The sequence below is a fragment of the Pseudohongiella sp. SYSU M77423 genome, from assembly GCF_029911965.1.
Classification (GTDB): Bacteria; Pseudomonadota; Gammaproteobacteria; order Pseudomonadales; family Pseudohongiellaceae; genus Pseudohongiella.
Genome location: NZ_JARYTH010000002.1, coordinates 369,704 through 390,679, shown reverse-complemented (window position 1 = coordinate 390,679; position 20,976 = coordinate 369,704). Strand labels below are relative to the sequence as shown.

The 20,976-nt window shown below is 55.6% G+C and carries 16 protein-coding genes; 5 read left to right on the top strand and 11 right to left on the bottom strand.

Annotated elements, in window-relative coordinates; all coding sequences use genetic code 11:
- The first annotated feature begins 40 nt into the window (after positions 1–40).
- Positions 41–2,185 carry an ATP-dependent DNA helicase DinG gene (dinG, locus tag QGM61_RS05620; RefSeq protein ID WP_281132260.1) on the top strand — a complete coding sequence of 715 codons (2,145 nt, stop codon included), beginning with the start codon at positions 41–43 and terminating at the stop codon, positions 2,183–2,185.
- On the opposite strand, the gene QGM61_RS05615 is transcribed toward dinG, so the two are convergent.
- The 7 genes from QGM61_RS05615 to argF form a co-directional block, all read right to left on the bottom strand.
- Positions 2,155–2,319 (bottom strand): hypothetical protein, encoded by a 165-nt coding sequence (locus tag QGM61_RS05615; RefSeq protein WP_281132259.1) that lies wholly within the window; start codon positions 2,317–2,319, stop codon positions 2,155–2,157. The two genes, dinG and QGM61_RS05615, sit on opposite strands and share 31 nt — an antisense overlap.
- Before the next feature lie 46 nt (positions 2,320–2,365).
- On the bottom strand, positions 2,366–3,235 hold the full coding sequence (locus tag QGM61_RS05610) for a peptidylprolyl isomerase (protein WP_281132258.1): 870 nt from the start codon (positions 3,233–3,235) through the stop codon (positions 2,366–2,368).
- Positions 3,236–3,244: 9 nt separating this feature from the next.
- Complete coding sequence (locus QGM61_RS05605; RefSeq protein WP_281132257.1) at positions 3,245–3,889, bottom strand: nucleotidyltransferase family protein; 645 nt, start codon at positions 3,887–3,889, stop codon at positions 3,245–3,247.
- A gap of 107 nt (positions 3,890–3,996) precedes the next feature.
- Positions 3,997–5,187 carry a ribonucleotide-diphosphate reductase subunit beta gene (locus QGM61_RS05600; RefSeq protein WP_411268288.1) on the bottom strand — a complete coding sequence of 397 codons (1,191 nt, stop codon included), beginning with the start codon at positions 5,185–5,187 and terminating at the stop codon, positions 3,997–3,999.
- Positions 5,188–5,452: 265 nt separating this feature from the next.
- Positions 5,453–8,308: a ribonucleoside-diphosphate reductase subunit alpha gene (locus QGM61_RS05595; protein ID WP_237133986.1), complete on the bottom strand. Its 2,856-nt coding sequence runs from the start codon at positions 8,306–8,308 to the stop codon at positions 5,453–5,455.
- Between the two features lie 320 nt (positions 8,309–8,628).
- Complete coding sequence (locus QGM61_RS05590) at positions 8,629–10,458, bottom strand: putative bifunctional diguanylate cyclase/phosphodiesterase (RefSeq protein WP_281132256.1); 1,830 nt, start codon at positions 10,456–10,458, stop codon at positions 8,629–8,631.
- 90 nt (positions 10,459–10,548) lie between these two features.
- A complete protein-coding gene (gene argF, locus QGM61_RS05585; protein ID WP_281132255.1) occupies positions 10,549–11,451 on the bottom strand; it encodes an ornithine carbamoyltransferase in 903 nt (300 codons plus the stop codon).
- Between the two features lie 157 nt (positions 11,452–11,608).
- Between argF and grxD the strand changes: the two genes are divergently transcribed.
- Positions 11,609–11,938 carry a Grx4 family monothiol glutaredoxin gene (gene grxD / locus QGM61_RS05580; RefSeq protein WP_281132254.1) on the top strand — a complete coding sequence of 110 codons (330 nt, stop codon included), beginning with the start codon at positions 11,609–11,611 and terminating at the stop codon, positions 11,936–11,938.
- A 31-nt stretch (positions 11,939–11,969) separates the two neighbouring features.
- Here grxD and QGM61_RS05575 read toward each other — a convergent pair whose 3' ends face one another.
- Positions 11,970–12,122, bottom strand: a complete 153-nt coding sequence (locus tag QGM61_RS05575; RefSeq protein WP_281132253.1) for a hypothetical protein — start codon at positions 12,120–12,122, stop codon at positions 11,970–11,972.
- A gap of 74 nt (positions 12,123–12,196) precedes the next feature.
- Here QGM61_RS05575 and QGM61_RS05570 point away from each other — a divergent pair, with 74 nt between their 5' ends.
- Entirely contained in the window at positions 12,197–12,604 is a 408-nt protein-coding gene (locus QGM61_RS05570; protein ID WP_281132252.1) for a VanZ family protein, read from the top strand.
- 146 nt (positions 12,605–12,750) lie between these two features.
- Here the strand turns inward: QGM61_RS05570 and QGM61_RS05565 are convergent, their stop codons facing one another.
- Genes QGM61_RS05565 through ylqF form a run of 3 tightly spaced genes read right to left on the bottom strand, consistent with a single transcriptional unit; the run spans position 12,751 to position 19,378 of the window.
- The gene (locus QGM61_RS05565; protein WP_281132251.1) at positions 12,751–15,693 is read right to left on the bottom strand and encodes an insulinase family protein; all 2,943 of its coding nucleotides are present in this window, start codon (positions 15,691–15,693) and stop codon (positions 12,751–12,753) included.
- Between the two features lie 18 nt (positions 15,694–15,711).
- Positions 15,712–18,498, bottom strand: a complete 2,787-nt coding sequence (locus tag QGM61_RS05560) for an SNF2-related protein (RefSeq protein ID WP_281132250.1) — start codon at positions 18,496–18,498, stop codon at positions 15,712–15,714.
- Complete coding sequence (gene ylqF, locus QGM61_RS05555) at positions 18,491–19,378, bottom strand: ribosome biogenesis GTPase YlqF (RefSeq protein ID WP_237133994.1); 888 nt, start codon at positions 19,376–19,378, stop codon at positions 18,491–18,493. The genes QGM61_RS05560 and ylqF overlap by 8 nt, the downstream gene beginning before the upstream one ends.
- Positions 19,379–19,587: 209 nt before the next feature.
- Between ylqF and QGM61_RS05550 the strand changes: the two genes are divergently transcribed.
- Entirely contained in the window at positions 19,588–19,911 is a 324-nt protein-coding gene (locus QGM61_RS05550; RefSeq protein ID WP_237133995.1) for a BolA family protein, read from the top strand.
- A gap of 198 nt (positions 19,912–20,109) precedes the next feature.
- A complete protein-coding gene (locus tag QGM61_RS05545) occupies positions 20,110–20,973 on the top strand; it encodes a glucosaminidase domain-containing protein (RefSeq protein ID WP_281132249.1) in 864 nt (287 codons plus the stop codon).
- Positions 20,974–20,976 lie beyond the last annotated feature (3 nt).

Below are 20,976 nucleotides of genomic sequence, written 5' to 3'. Positions count from 1 at the left end.
GTGCTATAATCACAGCACAGTCTTATCAAGTTGCCAGTTAATGCTCCCCACCGAAGTCAAGGATGAAATCCAGCGCGCCTATAAACAGATTGTCTCAGCCAAGTCGCTGCGACCGCGCTATGGCCAACGGCTGATGATCGCCGAGATTGCCCGCGCACTGAGCGAAGTGGAAGTGGACGATGAACCGGATGAAGACGGTAAAGTGCATACGCCGCCCATTTGTGTGGTCGAAGCCGGGACCGGCACCGGCAAAACCCTGGCCTATGTCCTTGCCGCATTGCCACTGGCCAGACATCTGAATAAAAAGGTGGTCCTGGCTACCGCAACCGTTGCGCTGCAGGAGCAGGTGACGCAGCGCGATCTCCCCGACATTCTCAAACACAGTGGCTTAAGCTTCAGTTTTACGCTGGCAAAGGGCCGGGGGCGCTATGTCTGCCTGTCGCGTCTTGACCAGGTTCTCAAGGGTAACGCCAGTGAGAACGCGCTGTTCGAACTTTTTGGTGAGGTGGTGGGTGATATGGGCGCCGACGGGCGCGAAAACCAGGCTCTGTACCAGCGTATGCTGGACAAAATTGCTGACGGTAGCTGGCAGGGCGACCGGGACGACTGGGAAGGCGTGTTGCGGGAAGACGAGTGGCGACCGGTGACGGTCGAGGCAGGGCAATGTGCTGGCCAGAAGTGCAGCAACTATAGTCGTTGCTGTTTCTATCAGGCACGCGATCAGGTGCAAAGCGCAGACTGTGTGGTTGCCAACCACGATCTGGTGCTGGTCGATCTGGCCTTTGGCGGGGGCGCAATTCTGCCAGCGCCGGAAGACACCATCTATATATTTGATGAAGCGCACCATTTACCGGTCAAGGCTAACCAGCATTTTGCGGCCAGCACCAGGCTGAACGGTTCGCTGCAATGGCTGGAGACAGTCAGTAAAACATTGAGCAAGCTGGTGGCCGACACTCGCCTTCCCGACAATGATACCCTGCGCCGCGAATCACGTGAACTTGATCCGGTTGTCCAGCAGTTGCGGCAATTGCTGGTGGATGCGCGCTTGATGCTGGAGCCGCTTTGCCCGGAAGAAGGCGAGGGCACCTTCAGTTTTGAACTGGGGCGAGTGCCGGATGAGGTGCGCGAGCAGGCTGTGCAGATGGCGGCCGGGCATTTTCGCCTGACACGAGGTCTGAAGGAGATAGTGACTCACCTGCGCCGTTTGATTGAGGATGCCCAGACGCTTCCAGAGCGTCAGCAGGCAGAACAATGGTTTCCGGTTCTCGGTGGTATGGCCAGCCGCGCCGAGGCCGCAGAAAAACTCTGGCAGACCTTTGCGGCCCAGGATCGGCAGGAAAGTGCGCCAGCCGCGCGTTGGATGGCCTGGCTGGACGCCGGCGAAAATAAAGACCTGTCGCTGAACAGCAGTCCTGTGCTGGCTGACCGCACCTTGACGGAACATTTGTGGTCGCGCTGTGCCGGTGCCGTGCTGACTTCGGCAACACTGTCGGCATTGGGCAAGTTTGACGTGCTGACGATGCGCAGCGGTTTGCCGGCCCATACGGTCTATCACCATATCGACAGTCCTTTCGACTACGCAGCTGCGGCACGGCTGACCATCCCTAAAATGAACTGTGATCCGGGCAATGCGGCGGCTCACACCGACGCCATCATTAGCTGGCTGCCTAAGCTGATAGATCCTGCCGAGGCAACGCTGGTGCTTTTCAGTTCACGCAGGCAGTTGCAGGATGTGTTGGATGGCTTGAAAGCGCCCTGGCGTGAACACGTGCTTAATCAGGATGATTATCAAAAAGCCCAACTGTTGACTTACCATCGTCAGCGAATCGACAAGGGGCAGCCCAGTATCATTTTTGGACTGGCCAGCTTTGCTGAGGGGGTAGATTTGCCCGGCGATTACTGTCGCCATGTTGTCATCGCCAAAATACCGTTTGCGGTCCCTAACGACCCAATTGAGGCGACGCTGTCGCAATGGCTGCAACAGCAGGGTAAAAATCCATTCATGACCCTGTCGGTGCCGGAAGCAGCGTTTCGACTGGTTCAGGCGACCGGTCGACTGTTGCGCAGCGAAACTGACAGTGGACGTATCACCATCCTTGATGAGCGACTGGTGAACAAGTTCTATGGCAAGGCCATTCTGGATTCATTGCCGCCTTATCGACGCGAGATCTTTCCACGCGTGTAGGCAATACCATTGCGCTTGTCGACTTGATAACCAATGGCAGCGCCCACCGCCAGACCGGCAAGCGTCATCCACAAAACGCTACTGGCGAGGGCGCCCAGACCGAAGCCCAGGAAAAGCCCGGCTGTCAGGCTCATTGGCATTAGTGCAGTGCTTGCTTTTACAGCTCGGGCTTTGCTTTTTCTACGGGGTGGTTTGGCCATTATTGATTGTGTCCTCCGCGGGAGTAGCGCTAACGGGTCTGACCTGATACACACGTACACTGGCATTCGGATAACGACCAATCTGCTCGACAACGTCCATGCCTGAGGCTACTCGACCCACCACCGTGTGGGTGCCTGTGAGCCAGGGCGCATCTCTTAGCAGGATGACCAGTTCGCCATCATTGGTATTGGGACCATAGTTCGCCATCACGACACTGCCTGCCAGCGGCCGGCGGGATGCCAGCGTGCCATCATAGCGATAGCCCATTTGCTCATAAGCCTGCAACAGATTCATGCTGCGCAACTGCCCAAGCACTTCATCCTGGCGTTGTATCAGCTGCGACTCATTTCTGATATTCAGTCGACGATAAAGTGGCATCAACAGCTTGCCCTGAAAATCCATCTGGTCCCGGATATTCAGCCAGGCATGGGGCCTGCCGCCCGGGTCAAGCACCTGTTGCTGTTCCAGGCCCAGACCACGGGCGTTAATTTCATCAGGTACCGTGGTTGCTGGACGCTCGCGTCCCGCCCGCTCTGGTGCACCGAGCTGAATCAGTGTGTTGTTGACTGAGCGATGGAAGGTCAGATTGTCATAGTAGGCGCGCTCTGGCGCAGCTAGCTGCCGGACCCGCTCGACGTTCTGTGGTGCAGCATCGGGAAACAATTCGAGCTGAATATCGCCCAGCGAGCTGTTTATTTCCAGCACTGGATTGCGGAGATTGTTCAGCGTCGGTTCGTTGAACGATTGAGCTGGCACCATCGAACTGAAGCCGGCAGCGATTAAGCAAAGCACCGTCAGCGCACAGAGACGACGTAGATTAATCTGGTTGGTCTGTAAGATCGCAGTCATGGCGCCATTCTAGGCCAGATCGTCCGGCTGGTCGATATCCTGAAGAATGCCAGGATCGTTAACGGGCAGGGGACGTATTGCTTCGGGTCGGGAGCTAAGCAGGTTTCGCGCGCCGGTGTCACCGTGGCAGTTCTGCAGTTCCTCAAAAAACGTTTGTCCAAAACCGATAGGATGGCCGCGGCGTCCCTGAAAACTGGGGATTACAATATTGTCCGGGGCGCAGTGTCGCAGTATCTGACGGTAGGTTTCGGTAGCGATGTAGGGCATGTCAGCAAGACAGATCAGGCAACTGGGCCAGTGGGCCGGAATATGCGATGCCCCGGTCGCCAGCGTTCTGCCCATGCCTTCCTCGGCCTGGGAGCACATGACCAGTTTCACCCGGCGCGGGTCAGCGGATTGCACGTCTTCATAGACGCCCTGTTGTGCCAATTCAGCTCTGCCAACCACAATCACTTCCGGAGCTGCTGCCAACAAATTGTGAAGTGTTCTTGCGAACAGGGTATCTCCGTCAGGCAGCCTGGCTGCCAACTTGACACTACCGAATCGTCGGCTAAAGCCTGCTGCCAGCAGAACGGCGCCGCCTGCGCTGGAGAGCCCGGTGAGCTGGGAGGAGGTAGCGGACATGTCGCCGTCAGACAGGTGTGTGCCAGACATAGATATAGACTCATTTGGACAGGGTTGTTCAAGACACAGCGGTATCCGGCCTGGATGGTATGGCGAAAGACCACCCAGGCCGGACCCGATGTGTTAACTCTGCCCGATCAATCCCAGCTCAGTGCACCACCAGTCTGGTATTCGATGACACGTGTTTCGAAGAAGTTCTTCTCTTTGCGCAGATCCATGATTTCCGACATCCATGGGAAGGGGTTCTTCACACCCTTGAACTGCTCGGGCAGTCCAATCTGGACCAGACGACGATTGGCAATGAACTGCAGATACTCTTCCATCATGACAGCGTTCATACCCAATACACCGCGTGGCATGGTGTCGCGCGCGTATTCAATTTCCAGCTGGGTAGCCTGCAGTATCATTCGAGTTGCATCACGCTTCATGGCATCGTCCCACAGTTGCGGGTTTTCGATCTTGATCTGGTTGATCATGTCGATGCCGAAGTTCAGGTGCATGGACTCGTCACGCAGAATGTACTGGAACTGCTCGGAAGTACCCGTCATCTTGTTGCGGCGACCCATGGACAGAATCTGGGTAAACCCGCAATAAAAGAAAATACCTTCCAGGCAGCAATAGAAGGCAATCAGGTTCTTCAAAAGTGCCTTGTCGGTTTCTGGTGTGCCCGTCGTAAAGTTGGGATCACTCAGTTCCTGAGTGTACTTCAGACCCCAGGAAGCCTTTTTTGCGACCGAAGGGATCTCGTGGTACATGTTGAAGATTTCACCTTCGTCCATACCCAGTGACTCGATGCAGTACTGGTAGGCATGGGTGTGGATGGCTTCCTCAAATGCCTGACGCAGAATGTACTGACGGCATTCCGGATTGGTGATCAGGCGATAGATGGCCAGCACCAGGTTATTGGCAACCAGCGAATCGGCGGTGGAGAAGAAACCCAGGTTACGCTTGACGATAAGTCTTTCGTCCGGCGTCAGCCCATTGGCGCTTTTCCAGAGCGCGATATCCGCGTTCATGTTGATTTCCTGCGGCATCCAGTGGTTGGCGCAGCCATCAAGGTATTTTTGCCAGGCCCAGTCATACTTGAACGGCACCAGCTGGTTCAGGTCAGCGCGACAGTTGATCATGCGCTTGTCGTCAACGGATACGCGTTCCGTCCACTCTTCGAGCTCCTGCTGACCGGCGCTGATGTCCAGCTTCTCCAGCTCGGCGTGAGCCTGTGCCAGAACGCGCTGGTTATTGGCTTCAGCCTTGGCATCTGAAGATGCGTTGGCAGGCAGTTCCGTCTGGGCTGGCTCTGGCGCAAGTGCCTCGTCCATGGCCTGCATGGTTCGAGCGGCTGCCAGCGCTTCATTGTAGCTGGACGCTGTCTGTTCGGAGACACGTGGTGCCACCGATGAGGCGACACTGTTGTGGCTGGCCTGCGCCGCAGCAGTTGCTGCCGTCTGACCGGCAGCAGCATTTGCCGACTGTGAGGTGGCGCGAGCGGGTTGGGCTGGTTTTGCCGCCGCCTTGCCGTCGTCCACTGAAGTCGGATCGTCGTAGAACTCATCCCAAGAAATCATGTTAACCCCCTGATTTTGAAATTTATTATCACTGACATGCTTCGCAGTCAGGGTCATCGATAGAGCAGGCCTGAGGTACCGGTGCTGGCTCTGGTGTACTGGAAACGGCATTCAATTTGCTGCCCGCGACCGTCGACTTCTCGGTGCTGGTTGCCGCCAGGGAGCGCAAGTAATAGGTAGTCTTGAGACCGCGCAGCCAGGCCATGCGATACGTGATATCCAGCTTCTTGCCGTTGGCACCCGAGATATAAAGGTTCAGCGACTGTGCCTGATCGATCCACTTCTGGCGGCGACTGGCGGCATCCACCAGCCAGCGGGGCTCGACTTCGAACGCAGTGGCGTACAGATCTTTAAGGTGCTGCGGGATACGATCGATCTGCTGCACGCTGCCATCGTAGTACTTCAGGTCGTTAACCATGACGTTGTCCCACAGATCCAGTGCCTTCAGGTCGCGGATCAGGTAGGGGTTAACCACGGTGAATTCGCCCGACAGGTTCGATTTGACGTACAGGTTCTGATAGGTCGGTTCGATTGACTGTGATACACCCGAGATATTGGCGATGGTCGCAGTCGGTGCAATTGCCAGGACGTTTGAGTTACGCATGCCAGTCTGGGCAATGCGCTGTCGCAGTGCTTCCCAGTCCTGGGTCTGACCCATATCGACTTCCAGGTACTTCTCGCCCCGCACTTCCTGCAGCAGCTTCAGCGAGTCGATTGGCAGGATACCCTGATCCCACAGTGAGCCCTTGTAGGACTGGTAGGGACCACGCTCTTCGGCCAGATCAGTGGACGCCTGAATGGCGTAGTAGCTGATGACTTCCATCGAGCGGTCAGCAAACTCAACCGCCTGGTCGGAACCGTAAGCTATGCGCTGGGCGTACAGCGCGTCCTGGAAACCCATCACACCCATGCCCACCGGACGGTGCTTGAGGTTGGAGTTTTCCGCCTGTGGCACCGAGTAGTAGTTGATGTCGATAACGTTATCCAGCATGCGCACAGCAGTTTTGATGGTGCGCTGCAGTTTCTCTGTGTCCAGACCCTGTTCGGTGACATGGTTGACCAGGTTGACCGAGCCCAGGTTACAGACCGCGATTTCGTCAGCACTGGTATTCAGTGTGATTTCCGTACACAGGTTTGATGAATGAATGGTGCCGACATGCTGCTGTGGTGAGCGCACGTTACACGCATCCTTGAAAGTGATCCACGGGTGTCCGGTCTCGAACAGCATGGACAGCATCTTGCGCCACAGATCCTTGGCACGCACAGTTTTGTAGATTTCCATTTCGCCAGCAGCTGCTTTGCGCTCGTACTCTTCGTAGGCGCGCTCGAATGCTTCGCCATGCAGGTCGTGCAGTTCAGGTACATTGTTGGGCGAGAACAGTGTCCACTCGCCGTCATCAAACACGCGCTTCATGAACAGGTCGGGAATCCAGTTGGCCGTATTCATGTCGTGAGTACGACGACGGTCATCACCGGTGTTCTTGCGCAGCTCCAGGAACTCCTCGATGTCCAGGTGCCAGGTTTCCAGATAGGCACAGACCGCTCCTTTGCGCTTGCCACCCTGGTTGACCGCGACAGCCGTATCGTTGACGACCTTCAGGAATGGAACGATGCCCTGGGATTTGCCGTTGGTGCCTTTGATGTTGGCGCCCAGTGCACGCACGGGAGTCCAGTCATTGCCCAGACCGCCAGCCCATTTGGAGAGCATGGCGTTGTCTTTGATGGCGCTGTAGATGCCATGCAGATCGTCTGGCACGGTGGTCAGGAAGCAGGAAGACAACTGCGGGCGCAGGGTGCCGGAATTGAACAGCTGCGGTGTTGATACCATGTAGTCGAAGCTGGAAATCAGATTGTAGAACTCGATGGCACGTGCTTCACGGTCGGTTTCGTTGCTGGCCAGACCCATAGCGACCCGCATGAAGAAAATCTGCGGCAACTCGAAACGCACGCCTTCGCTGTGGATGAAATAGCGATCGTACAGAGTCTGCAGGCCCAGGTAAGTGAACTGCGTGTCACGCTCGGCTTTCAGGGCTTCACCCAGCACATCCAGGTCAAACTCCAGCAGGTGAGGTGACAGCAGGCCAAGTTCCACACCTTTTTCAATATAGGGGCGCAGCACGGTTGGATAGCGATAGTTCATTTCGCTCTGAGTTGCACTGTCAGTCAGACCGAGGAAACCCAGCGCTTCACTGCGCAGTGTGTCTAGCAGCAGACGTGCAGTGACGTAGGAATAATTTGGATCCTGTTCAACCAGCGTACGTGCCGTCATCACCGCAGAGGTGCGAACGTCTTCAAGCTTGACCCCAGGGTAAAGGTTGCGCAGCGTTTCTTCGTAGATGGCATCTGCAGAGACGCCTTCCAGTCCGACACAGGCTTCATCAATGACAGTGCGCAGTCGAACGGTGTCGAGAGGCGCCTGGCTGCCGTCAGGGTAGGTGACCTGAACACTGGTTTCCTGCTGTTGTTCGCGGCTGCGCTGCTGTTCACGCAGGCGTGTGTGTTCCGCGCGGTACAGTACGTATGCGCGAGCCACCTTGTGTTCACCAGTGCGCATCAGTGCCAGCTCGACCTGATCCTGTATCTCTTCAATATGGATGGAGCCACCGGACGGCATACGACGCTTGAAGATGGTGCTGATCTGTGCAGCCATCTTGCTGACAGTTTCACGGACTCGTGCCGAGGCAGCAGCCGTGCCACCTTCGATGGCCAGATAGGCCTTGGTGATGGCCACCACGATTTTTGACTCATCGTAGGTCACAACGGCGCCATTGCGCTTGATGACCCGCAGTTGGCCAGGCGCAGTCGCCGGCAGGTCTTGTTCTGCCCGCGGCGCGGCGCGTTGAGCGGTGGGTGTGCTGCCGTAGCTGGGGGTATTGGTCTGCATTGGATTCTCCATGAACGCAATGATGTTATTGTTAAGGTAGAAGCAAATTTCTGAATATCGTTGTGCTGTTTTTTGGTACAGGTCTTGTGTCAAAAATCGTCATTTCCGGGCGACAGGCTGTCGACACAGCAGTAATGACGGATGCCAAACAGGAAAACTACTATATATAGTCGGTTTTTGCGGACAACACACAAGATAGTGCGCTATTGGTCTTATTGCAAGTGCTTTTTCTGTGAATATCTTGTGGATAAGGTGTGATTTTTTGTGTAATCGAACACTATATATAGTGGTGGGATTTCAGATCTGGCAATACAAAGGGTTCAGGCGGGGCAGCGGGCAGTTCCTGTTTCCAGCATCAGCCCAAGCTGAGTAAGCGTCTGATCCAGGGATTCGGGATTGACCGGTGGTGAGAACAGAAATCCCTGCAGGATGTTGCATTGGTTGTCGAGCAGGAAATTCGCCTGTGATGCCGTTTCCACGCCTTCGGCGACGACCTGCAGTTTAAGGCGCTGCGCCATTGCGATGATGGCAGTCGTGATGGCGGTGTGGCGGGCGCTTTCAGGCAGGTTGCTGACAAAAGAGCGGTCAACTTTCAGTTTATCCACAGGCAACTGTGTCAGATAGCTGAGTGATGAATATCCGGTGCCAAAGTCGTCGATGGTCACCGTAACACCGAGTTTCTTGAGCTCGGTCAGAATCTCGATGGCCTGTTCGATATTGTCCATTAGCATGCTTTCGGTGATTTCCAGCTCCAGCCAGCGTGGTTCAAGCTGGGTTTCGGTCAGTACTTCACGAACCAGGCTGACCAGGTTGGAGTCGCGAAACTGGCGAGCTGACAGATTGACAGCAACGGTATAGCCGTGCAGGCCGGCCACTTGCAGAGCCTTTATCTGCGCACAGGCCTGGCGCAGAACAATTTCTCCAACCTGGATAATCAGGCCCGTTTCTTCGGCTACCGGTATGAATCGATCTGGCGGAATCAGGTCAACCTGTTCATGTCGCCAGCGTACCAGCGCCTCGAAGCCACAGATCTTATTGTTGGCAAGATTGATCTGTGGCTGGAAAAACACCACAAAATCGCGATTCGATACTGCCAGCCGCAGTTCATTCTCAAGCGACATGCGCGCCTGCGACTCGATGTTCATGTCATCGGTGAAAAACTGAAAATTGTTGCGGCCCTGATCCTTGGCACGGTACATGGCCAGATCGGCATTGCGCATCAATACGCTGGCGTTCATGCTGTCTTCAGGTGCAATGGTGATACCGATACTGCCACTGACAGTCACTTCCTGGGCACCCAGCTGAATCGGCTCGGTCAGTGACTGAAGTATCTTGCGGGCAACCAGACCTGCGTCGTCGGCGTGACTGATGTCCGCCAGTAGTATCGTGAACTCATCGCCACCCAGGCGTGCCACGATGTCTTCTTCGCGCACGCACTCACGCAGTCGCCTGGCGACGGTGGTCAGCAATTCATCGCCGGCATCATGCCCCAGCGTGTCATTGATGCGCTTGAACTGATCCAGGTCGATAAACAGCAGTGCCGTGCTCTTTTTGCTTCGACGCACATGCTTGAGGCTCTGTTCCAGACGGTCCTTAAACAGACGGCGATTCTCGAGGCCAGTCAACGGGTCATAAAAAGCAAGCTGTTCCATCTGCGCCTGGGTTTCCACGCGCTCGCTGATGTCTTCAATGTTCAGCACGATATGGCTTAGCGCGCCCAGGTCGTCATGAATGGGGGAGGCAGTTACCTGTTGCCAGAAGCGTTCGCCATTCTTGCGGGAGCTGACCATGAAGGTTTCCCAGCTACTGCCAAGCTGCATGGCTTCCTGCATGGTCAGGTTGTTGGGGTCTGTCAGCTGTTCGTTGTTCATCAGCTCGGCGATGCGCCCGACAGCTTCTGCATTGCTGTAGCCGGTGATCTGCGTGTAGCGGGGATTCACGTATTCGATGATGCCTGAGCAGTCGGCAATGACCACGCCGCTCTGGCTCTGTTCCACAGCGCTGGAGAGGATGCGCATGGACTGTTCATTGAGCTGGTCACGGCGTGAACGACTGCTGGCCTGGCTTGGCTGCCAGCGCCTGAAAACGTAAAAAAGCGGGGCTAACAAAAGCAGGCAGAACAATAAGGTTGTGATGGTCGCGTTGCTCATGTTGGATTTGAAATTAGTTCCACGGTTGTTGTCAGTTACACATCCTTGTCATTTTCCAGCATTAGCCTGCAAGCCTCTGGCCATCAAGTCCTACCTGGCGTTACAGAGAAACTCCAGCAGCGCTTTTTGAGCGTGAAGTCTGTTTTCTGCTTCGTCCCAGACCACACTGTCTGGATCGTCCAGCACTTCAGCACTGACTTCCTCGCCACGGTGGGCGGGCAGGCAATGCATGAACAGCGCGTCGGAGGCGGCATGTGCCATTAATTCACGCGTCACCTGAAAGCCGTGGAATTTTTCCAGCCGCTGGCGGCGTTCTTCTTCCTGGCCCATTGATGCCCATACATCGGTGGCAACCAGTGACGCCCCGGCGACTGCCTCTGCCGGATTGCGCACGATGCTGACCCGGTTGCTGTTCGCGTCAAGCATGTCCTGATTGGGTTCAAACCCCTCAGGACAGGCGATTCGCAGTTCAAAATCGAACTGTCGCGCAGCGTTGATGTAGGACTGGCACATATTATGGCCGTCACCGACCCAGGCCACGGTTTTGCCGGCGATGTCGCCGCGGTGCTCAAAATACGTCTGCATGTCTGCCAGTAACTGGCAGGGGTGAAAATCGTCAGTCAATGAGTTGATCACAGGTACAGACGAGTTTCGGGCAAAGCGCTCCAGCTTGGCATGTTCGAATGTACGGATGGTGATTACATCGACCATTCGGGACAGAACTTTAGCGCTGTCCTCTATGCTCTCGCCACGGCCCAGCTGGGTATCCGAGGGTGACAGAAACAGTGAGGAGCCGCCCAGCTGGGTCATGGCCACCTCGAAGGATACACGTGTACGTGTGGATGATTTCTCAAAAATCATCGCCAGCGTTTTGTTCTTCAGCGTTTCATCGCGCAGGGTAGGGCTTTTTTTCAGTGCGATGGCCCGGTGAATGATGTTGTGCAATTCCTGTGGCGTAAGATCCAGCAGTGTCAGAAAATGTCGAGTCGTCATGGTGATACCAGCTTTAAAACTAAAAAGGGCAGCGAGCGCTACCCTCCGACCAAGCGTCGTATATTAGCATTTTTTGTCATGGGGGCAATTATCGATTGCCAGTCATTTCATGTAGAATGACGCAACTTCAGTCAATGTACCAACAGGTAAGGGTTTTATGAGTGTAGAACAGACCATTCGTGATCAGATCAGCGGCAACAATATCCTGCTTTATATGAAGGGGTCGCCGGACCAGCCGCAGTGCGGGTTTTCTGCTCAGGCGGTACAGTGTCTGATGTCCTGCGGCAAGCGTTTCGCCTACGTCGACGTACTTGCCAATCCTGAGATACGCGCAACATTGCCAGGTATCGCAAACTGGCCGACTTTTCCCCAGCTATGGGTTGCCGGCGAGCTGGTTGGCGGCTGTGACATCATCACTGATATGTTCCAGAATGGCGAACTGCAGACACTGGTCGATCAGGCGAGTGCGGACGCGCCAGGCGCCTGATCTGGCAGCGCATTAGCCGGCACTGCGTGGTTCAGTGCTTCGTCGGCTTGTTGCCCCAGTTCAGCTTGATGTCCGGCAGTTCTGGGGCCTTGCCATTTGCCTTCTCTAGTTGCTCACGTTTTCTCCGCTCTTCGGCCAATTCCGCGGATTTTTCCTGCAGGGCCTTTTTAAATGCATCAGACATGATGGCTGTATCCTCCGTCCGAATAAAAGTGTCTGTTCACCGCCAGTATAACGATGGTGTCAGCCGGGGGCTACATGAGCCCGGGTAAATTGCACGCTGCCATCGCTCTGTTGCTGGTGATGCTGTTTCTCAGCCTGCCAGGCAATACGCTTGAGGCAATTCAATCTGGTATCGCAGAGATTCTTGGCTGGCAATCTGAGCTCGACAACACGTCGGGACTGCCCACCGACAAACTGGTCCACATGCTGTTATTTGCCTGGCTGGCCTGGAGTCTGTTGCTCGGTTGGCCGCAAAGACGCTTTTATGTGCGAACAGCGGCCTTTCTATTATTTATTGCCCTGCTTAGCGAGGGTATCCAGTTGTTTGTGCCGGGGCGCTCTGCCGACTGGCTGGATGTAGCGGCGGATATTGTGGGGGCCGGATTCGGTCTGTCTGCGCAACACTTCCTGCGTGAATGGCGCGGCAAAAAAAAGCCCGGCTGAGGAGCCGGGCTTGGAGTCATACTACTATCAAGGGAGAGATAAATGAAACAAAACCCACAATTTTGTCTGCAATCTACCTACACTTACTCAGACTGGAACCGTTTTTAAAAGTTCCATCCTGACCAAAAAAAATTTCACATACCGTTTTACAGCGCTTTAATCGTTAAGCTCAGTTGTTCGGCGACTTTGCGCTGAGAGCTGCTGCTGACAACACCAGTGCTGGCGTTGCCCGGTATCAGGTAGCGGCGTGCGACGCGGACCAGATCCTCCATGGTGACCGCAAGCACGGCTTTTCTGAATGCCATGCGGGTTTCTCGTGTGCGACCAAACTCATTATTGTAATAGTCCTGCTTGGCCGCCCCCGCCGGTGACGTGGATCTGTCCATGCCGCTGATCACGCCCAGAATCGCTTCTTCCACCAGTTGATGCTGGTGTGTCTCGTTAAGCAGCCAGCTGACAGACTGGTCAAAGTCAGTCAGCGTGTCTGCCAGACGCGGGTCGCGGTAGGAGAAGAACCGGAACGAGGCCGATCCTGAATCCTGCTCCGCACCCGCCCCATAGGCGCCACCCTGTTCGCGGATGGCACGGTGCAGGTAGGCATTGCGCAGTACACCGGCCAGCACACACAGGGCAGGGTGGTCAGGATGACCTCCTGGTACCGTTGGATAGGCTTTGGCGCAGAAATTGACCTGGCTGTTGGTGGTCCACAATTCAGCAGTACTGTCGCGCAGCTCTGGTAATACCAGTGGCTTGTGCGAGCTTTCCACTTGCGGCGCATCACGCCAGCATTGATCCAGCTGCTGCACCAGGGTCTGCTGGTGCGCTTCCTCACCAATCAGCAGGAATCGCCGTGGTGCTGCTGTCAGACGCTGCTGTATACGCTGGAATTTTTCAGTCAGCTCATCGACATAAGCATCGGACTTGATCATTTCTTTGAGGTTTTTTATTGCCGCCAGGCCAGTGAATCGATGGTTCAACGCGGCCGTTGGGCTCATGCGGCTGGCGGCCAGCGAGACGGCCAGGCTGTGTCCGCGACCGGTGACACTGGACTGCTGCCGGGCACTGATCTGGGATAGCAGTTCCTGGATACGCCTGGTTTCATCGAAGCGGGCATTAAAAAACGTCTCATAAAGCAGCGTTGTCATGTCAGCGTGCCGATCAAGCAGCGACTTCGATGACAGTATCAGAATGGCTTTGGATTTTTGTTCGCTTTCCAGAGAACTGCGGATACTGGCGTAGCAGTTCAGGCCGCCACTGACACTGGCCTGCCAGGTCTGTACAGAGCTGTAGTCGCGTGATCCCACGCCGAGCTCGGTATAAATGCTGGTGTACAAGGGCAGAACATCCAGCAGCTCGGGTTCGAGTTCGGGCAGATCGACAACAATCTGCTGGTACGCAAGGCCATTGGTGCCCTGGGCATACCAGGTCAATGGTGTACCCTGAGCTGTCTTGAGCTGTCGGGACTCGATGACCGGCAGTTCCGGAGGCACATCTTCAAGGCCAACCTTGGGCAGAATTCCCGGATCATCCTGCTGCGCCTGGCGTTCCGCCAGCCGGCGGTTCAACTCAATGATGGCCTTTTTCTCATCATCGTCGAGCTGCTCTTTGATGGCCTGCAGCCGCGCCGTTTCGGCGTCAATTTCACGCTGTGCAAGCCCTGCATCGGGTGTGAGAGTCAATGTGACGCGGTGCGGATTGTTCAGCAGCAGCTGTTTGATCAGGCCCTGGATGAACCCTGGTTGTGCGACATCTTCCCGCAGTTGTGTGAGGGCGGTTTCAATATCCAGTACCTGTATAGGATCACCGCGATGCACGGCGGTCGACAGTGCTGACATCATCAACTGAAGTCCGTAAGGCCAGGAATCACCCGATATTTCTCGCTGGTGCAGTTCGAGCTGATGCAGGGCTGCGTCTACCTGTTCACTGTCCACGCCCGTTTCCGCGAGTCGCTCCAGCGTTTCGACGATCAATGATTCAACGTCACTGGTGGCATCCTCAGAGCAGCCTTCAAGGCCGCAGATAAAGCTCATCTCACGATTGCTGTCCTCCAGGCCACACAGAGGTGAGGGCGACTGACCAAGCTCTGATGTCTCCAATGCAGACATCAGCGGGCTTGCACTGTTGTCCAGCAGGACTGAGCTCAGCAATTGAGCGCGAAATAATTCAGTCAGGTTGGTGCTCTTGCCAAGCAGCCAGGCCGTGACCACATGGGTTTTGTCACTTGTACCTTCTTCAGCGTCTACCGCGTAGGACTCCTGCACCCGGATCGGCGCCAGATAGCGTTTTTCGTCAGTGGCCGCAAATTTTATGGACAGGCGTTCAAAGCGCTTCAGGGCGAGGTCCTCGAACTGCTCCTGGAGCTCGTGGGCCGGGATATCCCCGTAAGTCATGAAGATGGCGTTACTGGGGTGGTAGTGTGTCTCGTAGAAACGCTTGAGCTGAGCATAACTGAGATCCGGGATATGAGTCGGCTCACCACCGCTGTTGTAGTGGTAGGTGCTGGTCGGGAACAGATAGCTGGTGACGGTCTGCCACAGGCGAGCCGTGGCAGAGCTCATGGCACCTTTCATTTCATTAAATACAACGCCCTTGTATTGCAGATCACTATCCGGGTTGCTGTCTTCTGCAAATGCCAGTCGATGGCCTTCCTGGGCAAAGTCCAGTTCGTCAAGATTCGAGAAAAACACTGCATCCATATAAACCTGCAGCAGGTTGTTAAAGTCTTTTCTGTTTTTGCTTGCAAATGGGTAGGCGGTGCAGTCACTGCTGGTGAAGGCGTTCATGAAGGTATTGAGTGAACGCCTGATCATCATGAAGAAGGGGTCGCGAACCGGATATTTCTCACTGCCACACAGTGCTGTGTGTTCAAGGATATGGGCGACACCGGTCGAGTCCATTGGCAGGGTGCGCAGCGCCACCATAAAAACATTCTCCGGGTTGTCAGACGCCAGGTGATAGTGGCGCGCTCCGGTTTTTATATGTTCAAACTCCTGGACCTCCAGCTGCAAAGAGGGGATGGCATGGCTGCGCAGCCACTGAAAGCTGGGGTGAGTCTGCGATGGCATTTGCTGACTGGAGGTTTGACTCATTACGGGCGATGTCCTCTTTTAATTCATGATTACCAGGTGGAGGGCTGTCAGTTCGGCTTTTGCGCCAGACAGGCAGGTGTGCAATGCCAGGGTCTGGTCCTTCAGGAACTGAATTTCCTCGTCTCGTATATTGGGATTGCGCTGCTTTAATGCAAGCAGTCGTTTAATTTCCTGCATCTGGGCCTCAAGCATGGTCTTGCTTGTCTGGCTGGTTAGCTGTTTGCACTGTTCGCTTGCCAGCTGATTGCCCGTTTGCAGCAGGTCCAGCAGGGACTGTCGGTTTTCCTCAAGGAACTGTGTCGCAGCGGAACGCTCAACGGCCTGTTGTGTGCTGCCGGGGTAAGCAGATGTCAATGTGACCGGCTCACCTTCCTCATTCAGTGTCAGTGTGACATTGATTGCGCTGTCAGTGAGGTATTTTTGCAACTGCAGCTGCGCCGGCGCGTCGACCCTGATCCGGTACAGTAGTTGTAGCACGAACTCACCGGTTCTCGGCTGATTCGGGTTCGTGGTCCGGTCGCTGCTCGATGTGCTGATACAGGCATTGCCATGCGTGGTAGCCAGGACCAGGTCCAATGCACCAATTACCATGGGATGCTGCCAGGTCAGGTGGGCCAGGTCGTCCCGGACCAGCGCCAGCTGGCGGTCGAAACAGGCGTCAATGCCGGCGTCCGGCAGCCCGGGAAATGCAGGTATCAGCATGTCTTCGCTGGGGACGATGGTGATGCTGCCGTCGCTGTGGCGCTCATTAAAGACGCCATAGTGATCGAGAACGTCTATAAGCCAGCTGTCCAGTGAGCTGTTGGCTTCAAACTGCTGGATGGCTGAGATGATTGTCTGCGCTGCGGCGGCGTCAAACGAGTTCATATCCAGCAGCTGGTCTCGTCCGTGCTCCAACGATTGGCACACGCCCTCGTGATGCGCTCTGGCGGCGTCCAGAAAGCCCTCAATTCCAGCAGTCTGAACATCCTGCCCGCTATCGGCGAGGTGAATGCAGCGCTGAAGCTGCTCACGGAACGCAGCCCAGGTTTGCCAGGCTCCCGGTGCAATCTGGCAAAAGGCGTTCAGTGCCCGGTGATACCAGTTGAACAGTACCTCCTGAGAGGTATTGCGCTGGTAGGGCACATGAATCTGGATGGTGTGGGTCTGTCCGATTCGATCCAGTCTGCCGATGCGCTGCTCCAGCACATCGGGACTGCCGGGCAAATCATATAGAATCAGGTTGCGACAGAACTGGAAGTTGCGGCCTTCACTGCCTATCTCTGAACAGATCAGTATGCGCGCCGCGTCAGGCTCATCGCTGGCGAAGTAGGCGGCAGCCCGGTCACGCTCCAGCAGGCTCATGCCGCGGTGAAAGACACTGCAGCGTACGCCAGCCAGCCGGAGCTGTTCTTCCAGCGTCATGACAGTGGCATCATCAGAGCATATCAGCAGTGTCTTGCTGCGATGGTCGTCCAGCCACTGTCGCAGCCAGGCAAGACGAGGATCAGTGTCAGAGTTTGCCGACTTGCCCGTCCTGGGTTGCGCCGACTCAGCCGAGGCTGGCAAAGGCCAGGCGTGCAGTTCGCGCTCGGGCATGTTGCCGAGGGCACGCCGAGTATTCCTGAACAGGATTCGCCCTGTGCCATGCTGGTCCAGCAATCGACGGATTTCGTCGCTATCCACTGGCGAGGTATTCCTGATTTTTTCTATTCGTTCGGCGATTTCCTGATAGCGGTGCTGTTCAGCCTGAAACTGCTCAAAATCGTTAAACCGGGCGGGGTCGATCAGCCTTAGCAGCGCGAAAAAATTCGACTGACCCATTTGTTCAGGCGTTGCCGACAGCAGTAACAGTCCTTTTGTGGTGGCAGCCAGACTCGCCAGTGCCTGATAGGCTTCGGTATCGGGCAAGGCCTGTGCAGGCGAACTTTCCAGTTGTAGTTGCAGGTGATGTGCCTCATCAACAATGCACAGATCCCACTCTACCGACCGGGCACTCGCCAGATGTGCGGGGGAGTTGAGTAATAGCGACAGGGGGCATAACACCAGCTGACTGGTGGCGAAGGGATTGTCCTCGCCGCTTTCGATTAACGCCTGGTAGCGCGGCTCATCAATGATGGTGAACAGCAGATTAAAGCGTCGCAGCATTTCCACCAGCCACTGGTGCAGTAGCGGCTCTGGAACCACTATCAGAACGCGGCTTGCCAGTCCCAGAGTCAACTGCTGCTGCAGAATCAGGCCTGCCTCTATCGTTTTGCCCAGTCCCACTTCGTCAGCCAGCATAACGCGCGGTGCGTAGCGGTTGGCGACTTCGCTGGCAATATAATACTGGTGTGGAATCAGGTCGGCGCGCGCGCTGCACAGGCCCATCAGGCCGCTGCTCTGGGCGCGCTGAAGCAGGTCGCTGGTTCGTCGCCGCAGCTCAAACCATGTCGCCGACTCGTACTGGCCAGCCAGTAAACGATCCAGTGGCCGGTTCATACTCAGTGCGTCAGGTAAGGCCTGCTCTGGCAAAGGCTGGGGCGGCCCGTCATTGACACTGACCATGTAAACGAAGGTGTGGTGACTACCTTCGTGGCGGGCTTCAATGACTGCGTCAAGCGGCGGCTCGTCGCCGGAGCCGGGAAGGCTGACGGGGTCCCCCGAAGCGAGTCGTAAGCGGGTCAGAGGCGCCTGGGCCTGAGCATAACGACGGGTTTGCTGGCATGAGCGAAAGGCGACTGTCACTGTGCGGTGATCGAGATCGGTTACTATGCCAAGCCCTAATTCTGGCTCTGTGTCGCTGATCCATCTCTGTCCCAGTGCGAAAATACGTGCTTCAGGCATGAGTTTCGGGTGTTCCTGCGGGTGGTTCGCCATTTAATGTTTGATTGGGAGACTCTTCAGGAGGCAGTTCCAGTGTCAGCCGGCCAAGTTTACCTTCCCGAAAGTCATGCAGGAGTATTTCCGATACTCTGTGCCAGTCGGTGTCACCGCGCTGGGTCCGACAGGCACGACGCTCGGCCAGTATGCTCATGAACTCTTCTGCTGAGTCGGGAAGCGGCTGTATGCGGTATCGCTCTATAAGTGCCTCCGGAAAATCCCGGAGCAGAAACTCGGCAGCTTCCATGGCAACATCCTCAAACACTATGGCGGTGTTGCGGATCGCGCCAGCGGCCGCCAGTCGGTAGGCCGCGTCCTGATCTTCCAGGCGGGGCCAGAGAACGCCCGGCGTGTCGAACAGGAACCACTGATCATTGAGTTTGATGCGTTGCTGGTTCTTGGTCACGGCGGGTTCGTTGCCGGTTTTAGCCAGTTTGCGACCGCTTATCTGATTCAACAAAGTGGATTTGCCAACATTGGGGATGCCAATAATCGCAGCGCTGTAGCGGCGTTTCTGGTGTTGGGCCAGGCGCTGGCAGTGCGTCACAATGGTGGCCGGAAACAGGAGCTGGCCAGTGCCATTGGGAAGTGCTGAGCTCTCACCGGCGCGCGTCAGGTGTTTCACCCAGGCGCGTGTCGCGTCCGGATTGGCGAGGTCAGCCTTGTTCAGTATATGGAGGCAGGGTTTGTGATGCTGTCGGCGCATCTTGTGCAGCAGAGGGTTGCTGCTTGCTGCAGGCATGCGGGCATCGAGTACTTCAATGACTACATCGACCTGTTCTATCAGTTTGGCCAGTTCCTTGTTGGCCTTGAACATATGTCCGGGATACCAGGATATCGTCATAGTGCGGGAGGTTCAGGATGTCAGTGCGGGGGCGCATGATAACACGTTGGAATAATCTGTCGTGCTCGACGTTACATCGGGGGTAAGACTTGCGTCGTGTTATACTCTGGCTTTAACAGTAAAACGCATCATCAGACAGTTTGCGGGTCTTTTGCCGCAAATGTCGATAGATAGTAGGTGACAGAAAAGATCGGGAGGGTGTATAGCAGATGACATCAGGACCTATGCAGCAACGTATACACCGGAGGGTGATTGCCGATTTGTCGCCCGAACATTTTGAGCTGATTAATGAAAGTCATCGGCACAGCGGACCAGCCACAGAGTCTCATTTCAAGTTGATTCTGGCGTCACCGCAGTTCATTGGCCTGAACGCGGTAAAGCGACACCAGTTGGTCTATCAGGTGCTGGCCAGCGAATTAAAAGATGGTGTGCACGCGTTGGCGATGCATCTGTATACCCCTGAGGAGTGGTCAGAAAAGGGGGGGGCGGTTGCTGCTTCACCGGATTGTCGAGGTGGCAGTCTGAGTGGATGAAGCTTGCCAGGAAAGGCAAATTCCGTTAATGTGCCGCCCATTCGTGTTCGCAGGATGTGTCGTGAATGCTAGCTAAAGCAAGAGTAAAACAATAATTATCAATACCTTATAGTGAGATTAACCGGTCCTCAGACAAGCGAGAGAAAAAGCGAAGTTTAAAGCGCTGCTGAGTGACACAACGATAGAGGAATGATAATCGTGTTTGATTTACTCCGACATCCCCGTTTGCCTGCTATTGCGCGCACCGCGTGTGTCAGCGCACTTGCCGTGTTTACCTTTACCGCTTTCGCCCAGTACCGACAGACCGATCCTGTGGTGGACGAGCGCATCATTTTCGATCACACGCAAAACGAAGCAACCGGGGAGGCCACCGTGGTCAGCCCGGAAATGCCTGATTTTGAATCGCTCGGTGATGTTGATACGCGCAAAGAAGCATTTTTTGAGTTTCTCAGCAGTTATGTAGAGAACGAAAACCGACGTATCGCCGCCACCCGTGCGGAACTGATGCCGATGTGGGAAGTGGTTCGTGACGGTATGCCCCTGTCAGCAGTCGAACAGGAGCGTTTTGCCGAGATAGCGGCGGAATACCGTCTTGATGATGCTGACCTGAGTAGTGCTGAAGGGCGCCTGAGTGTGGGTCGCGAGCTGGTGCGCCGCGTTGATGTTCTGCCTAAATCACTGGTGCTCGCTCAGGCCGCGAACGAATCAGGCTGGGGTACGTCCCGCTTCGCCCGTGAGGGTAATAACATCTTTGGTCAGTGGTGCTTCGATGAAGGCTGCGGGCTGGTTCCCAGACGTCGCGGCGAGTCACGGTCGCATGAAGTACGTGCGTTTGCCAGCGTGCAGGCCTCTGTGCGTGCTTATTTCCGCAACCTTAATACTCACCGCAGTTATGAAGATCTTCGAGTGCTGCGCGAAGCCATGCGCATGCGTGATATGCCGCTGGACTCGCTGGTTCTGGCTCGTGGTCTGACACGTTATTCTGAGCGTGGTCAGGCTTATGTGTCAGAGTTGCAGGACATCATTCGCATCAATCAGTTGCGTCATCGCGACAAGTCCTGAGTA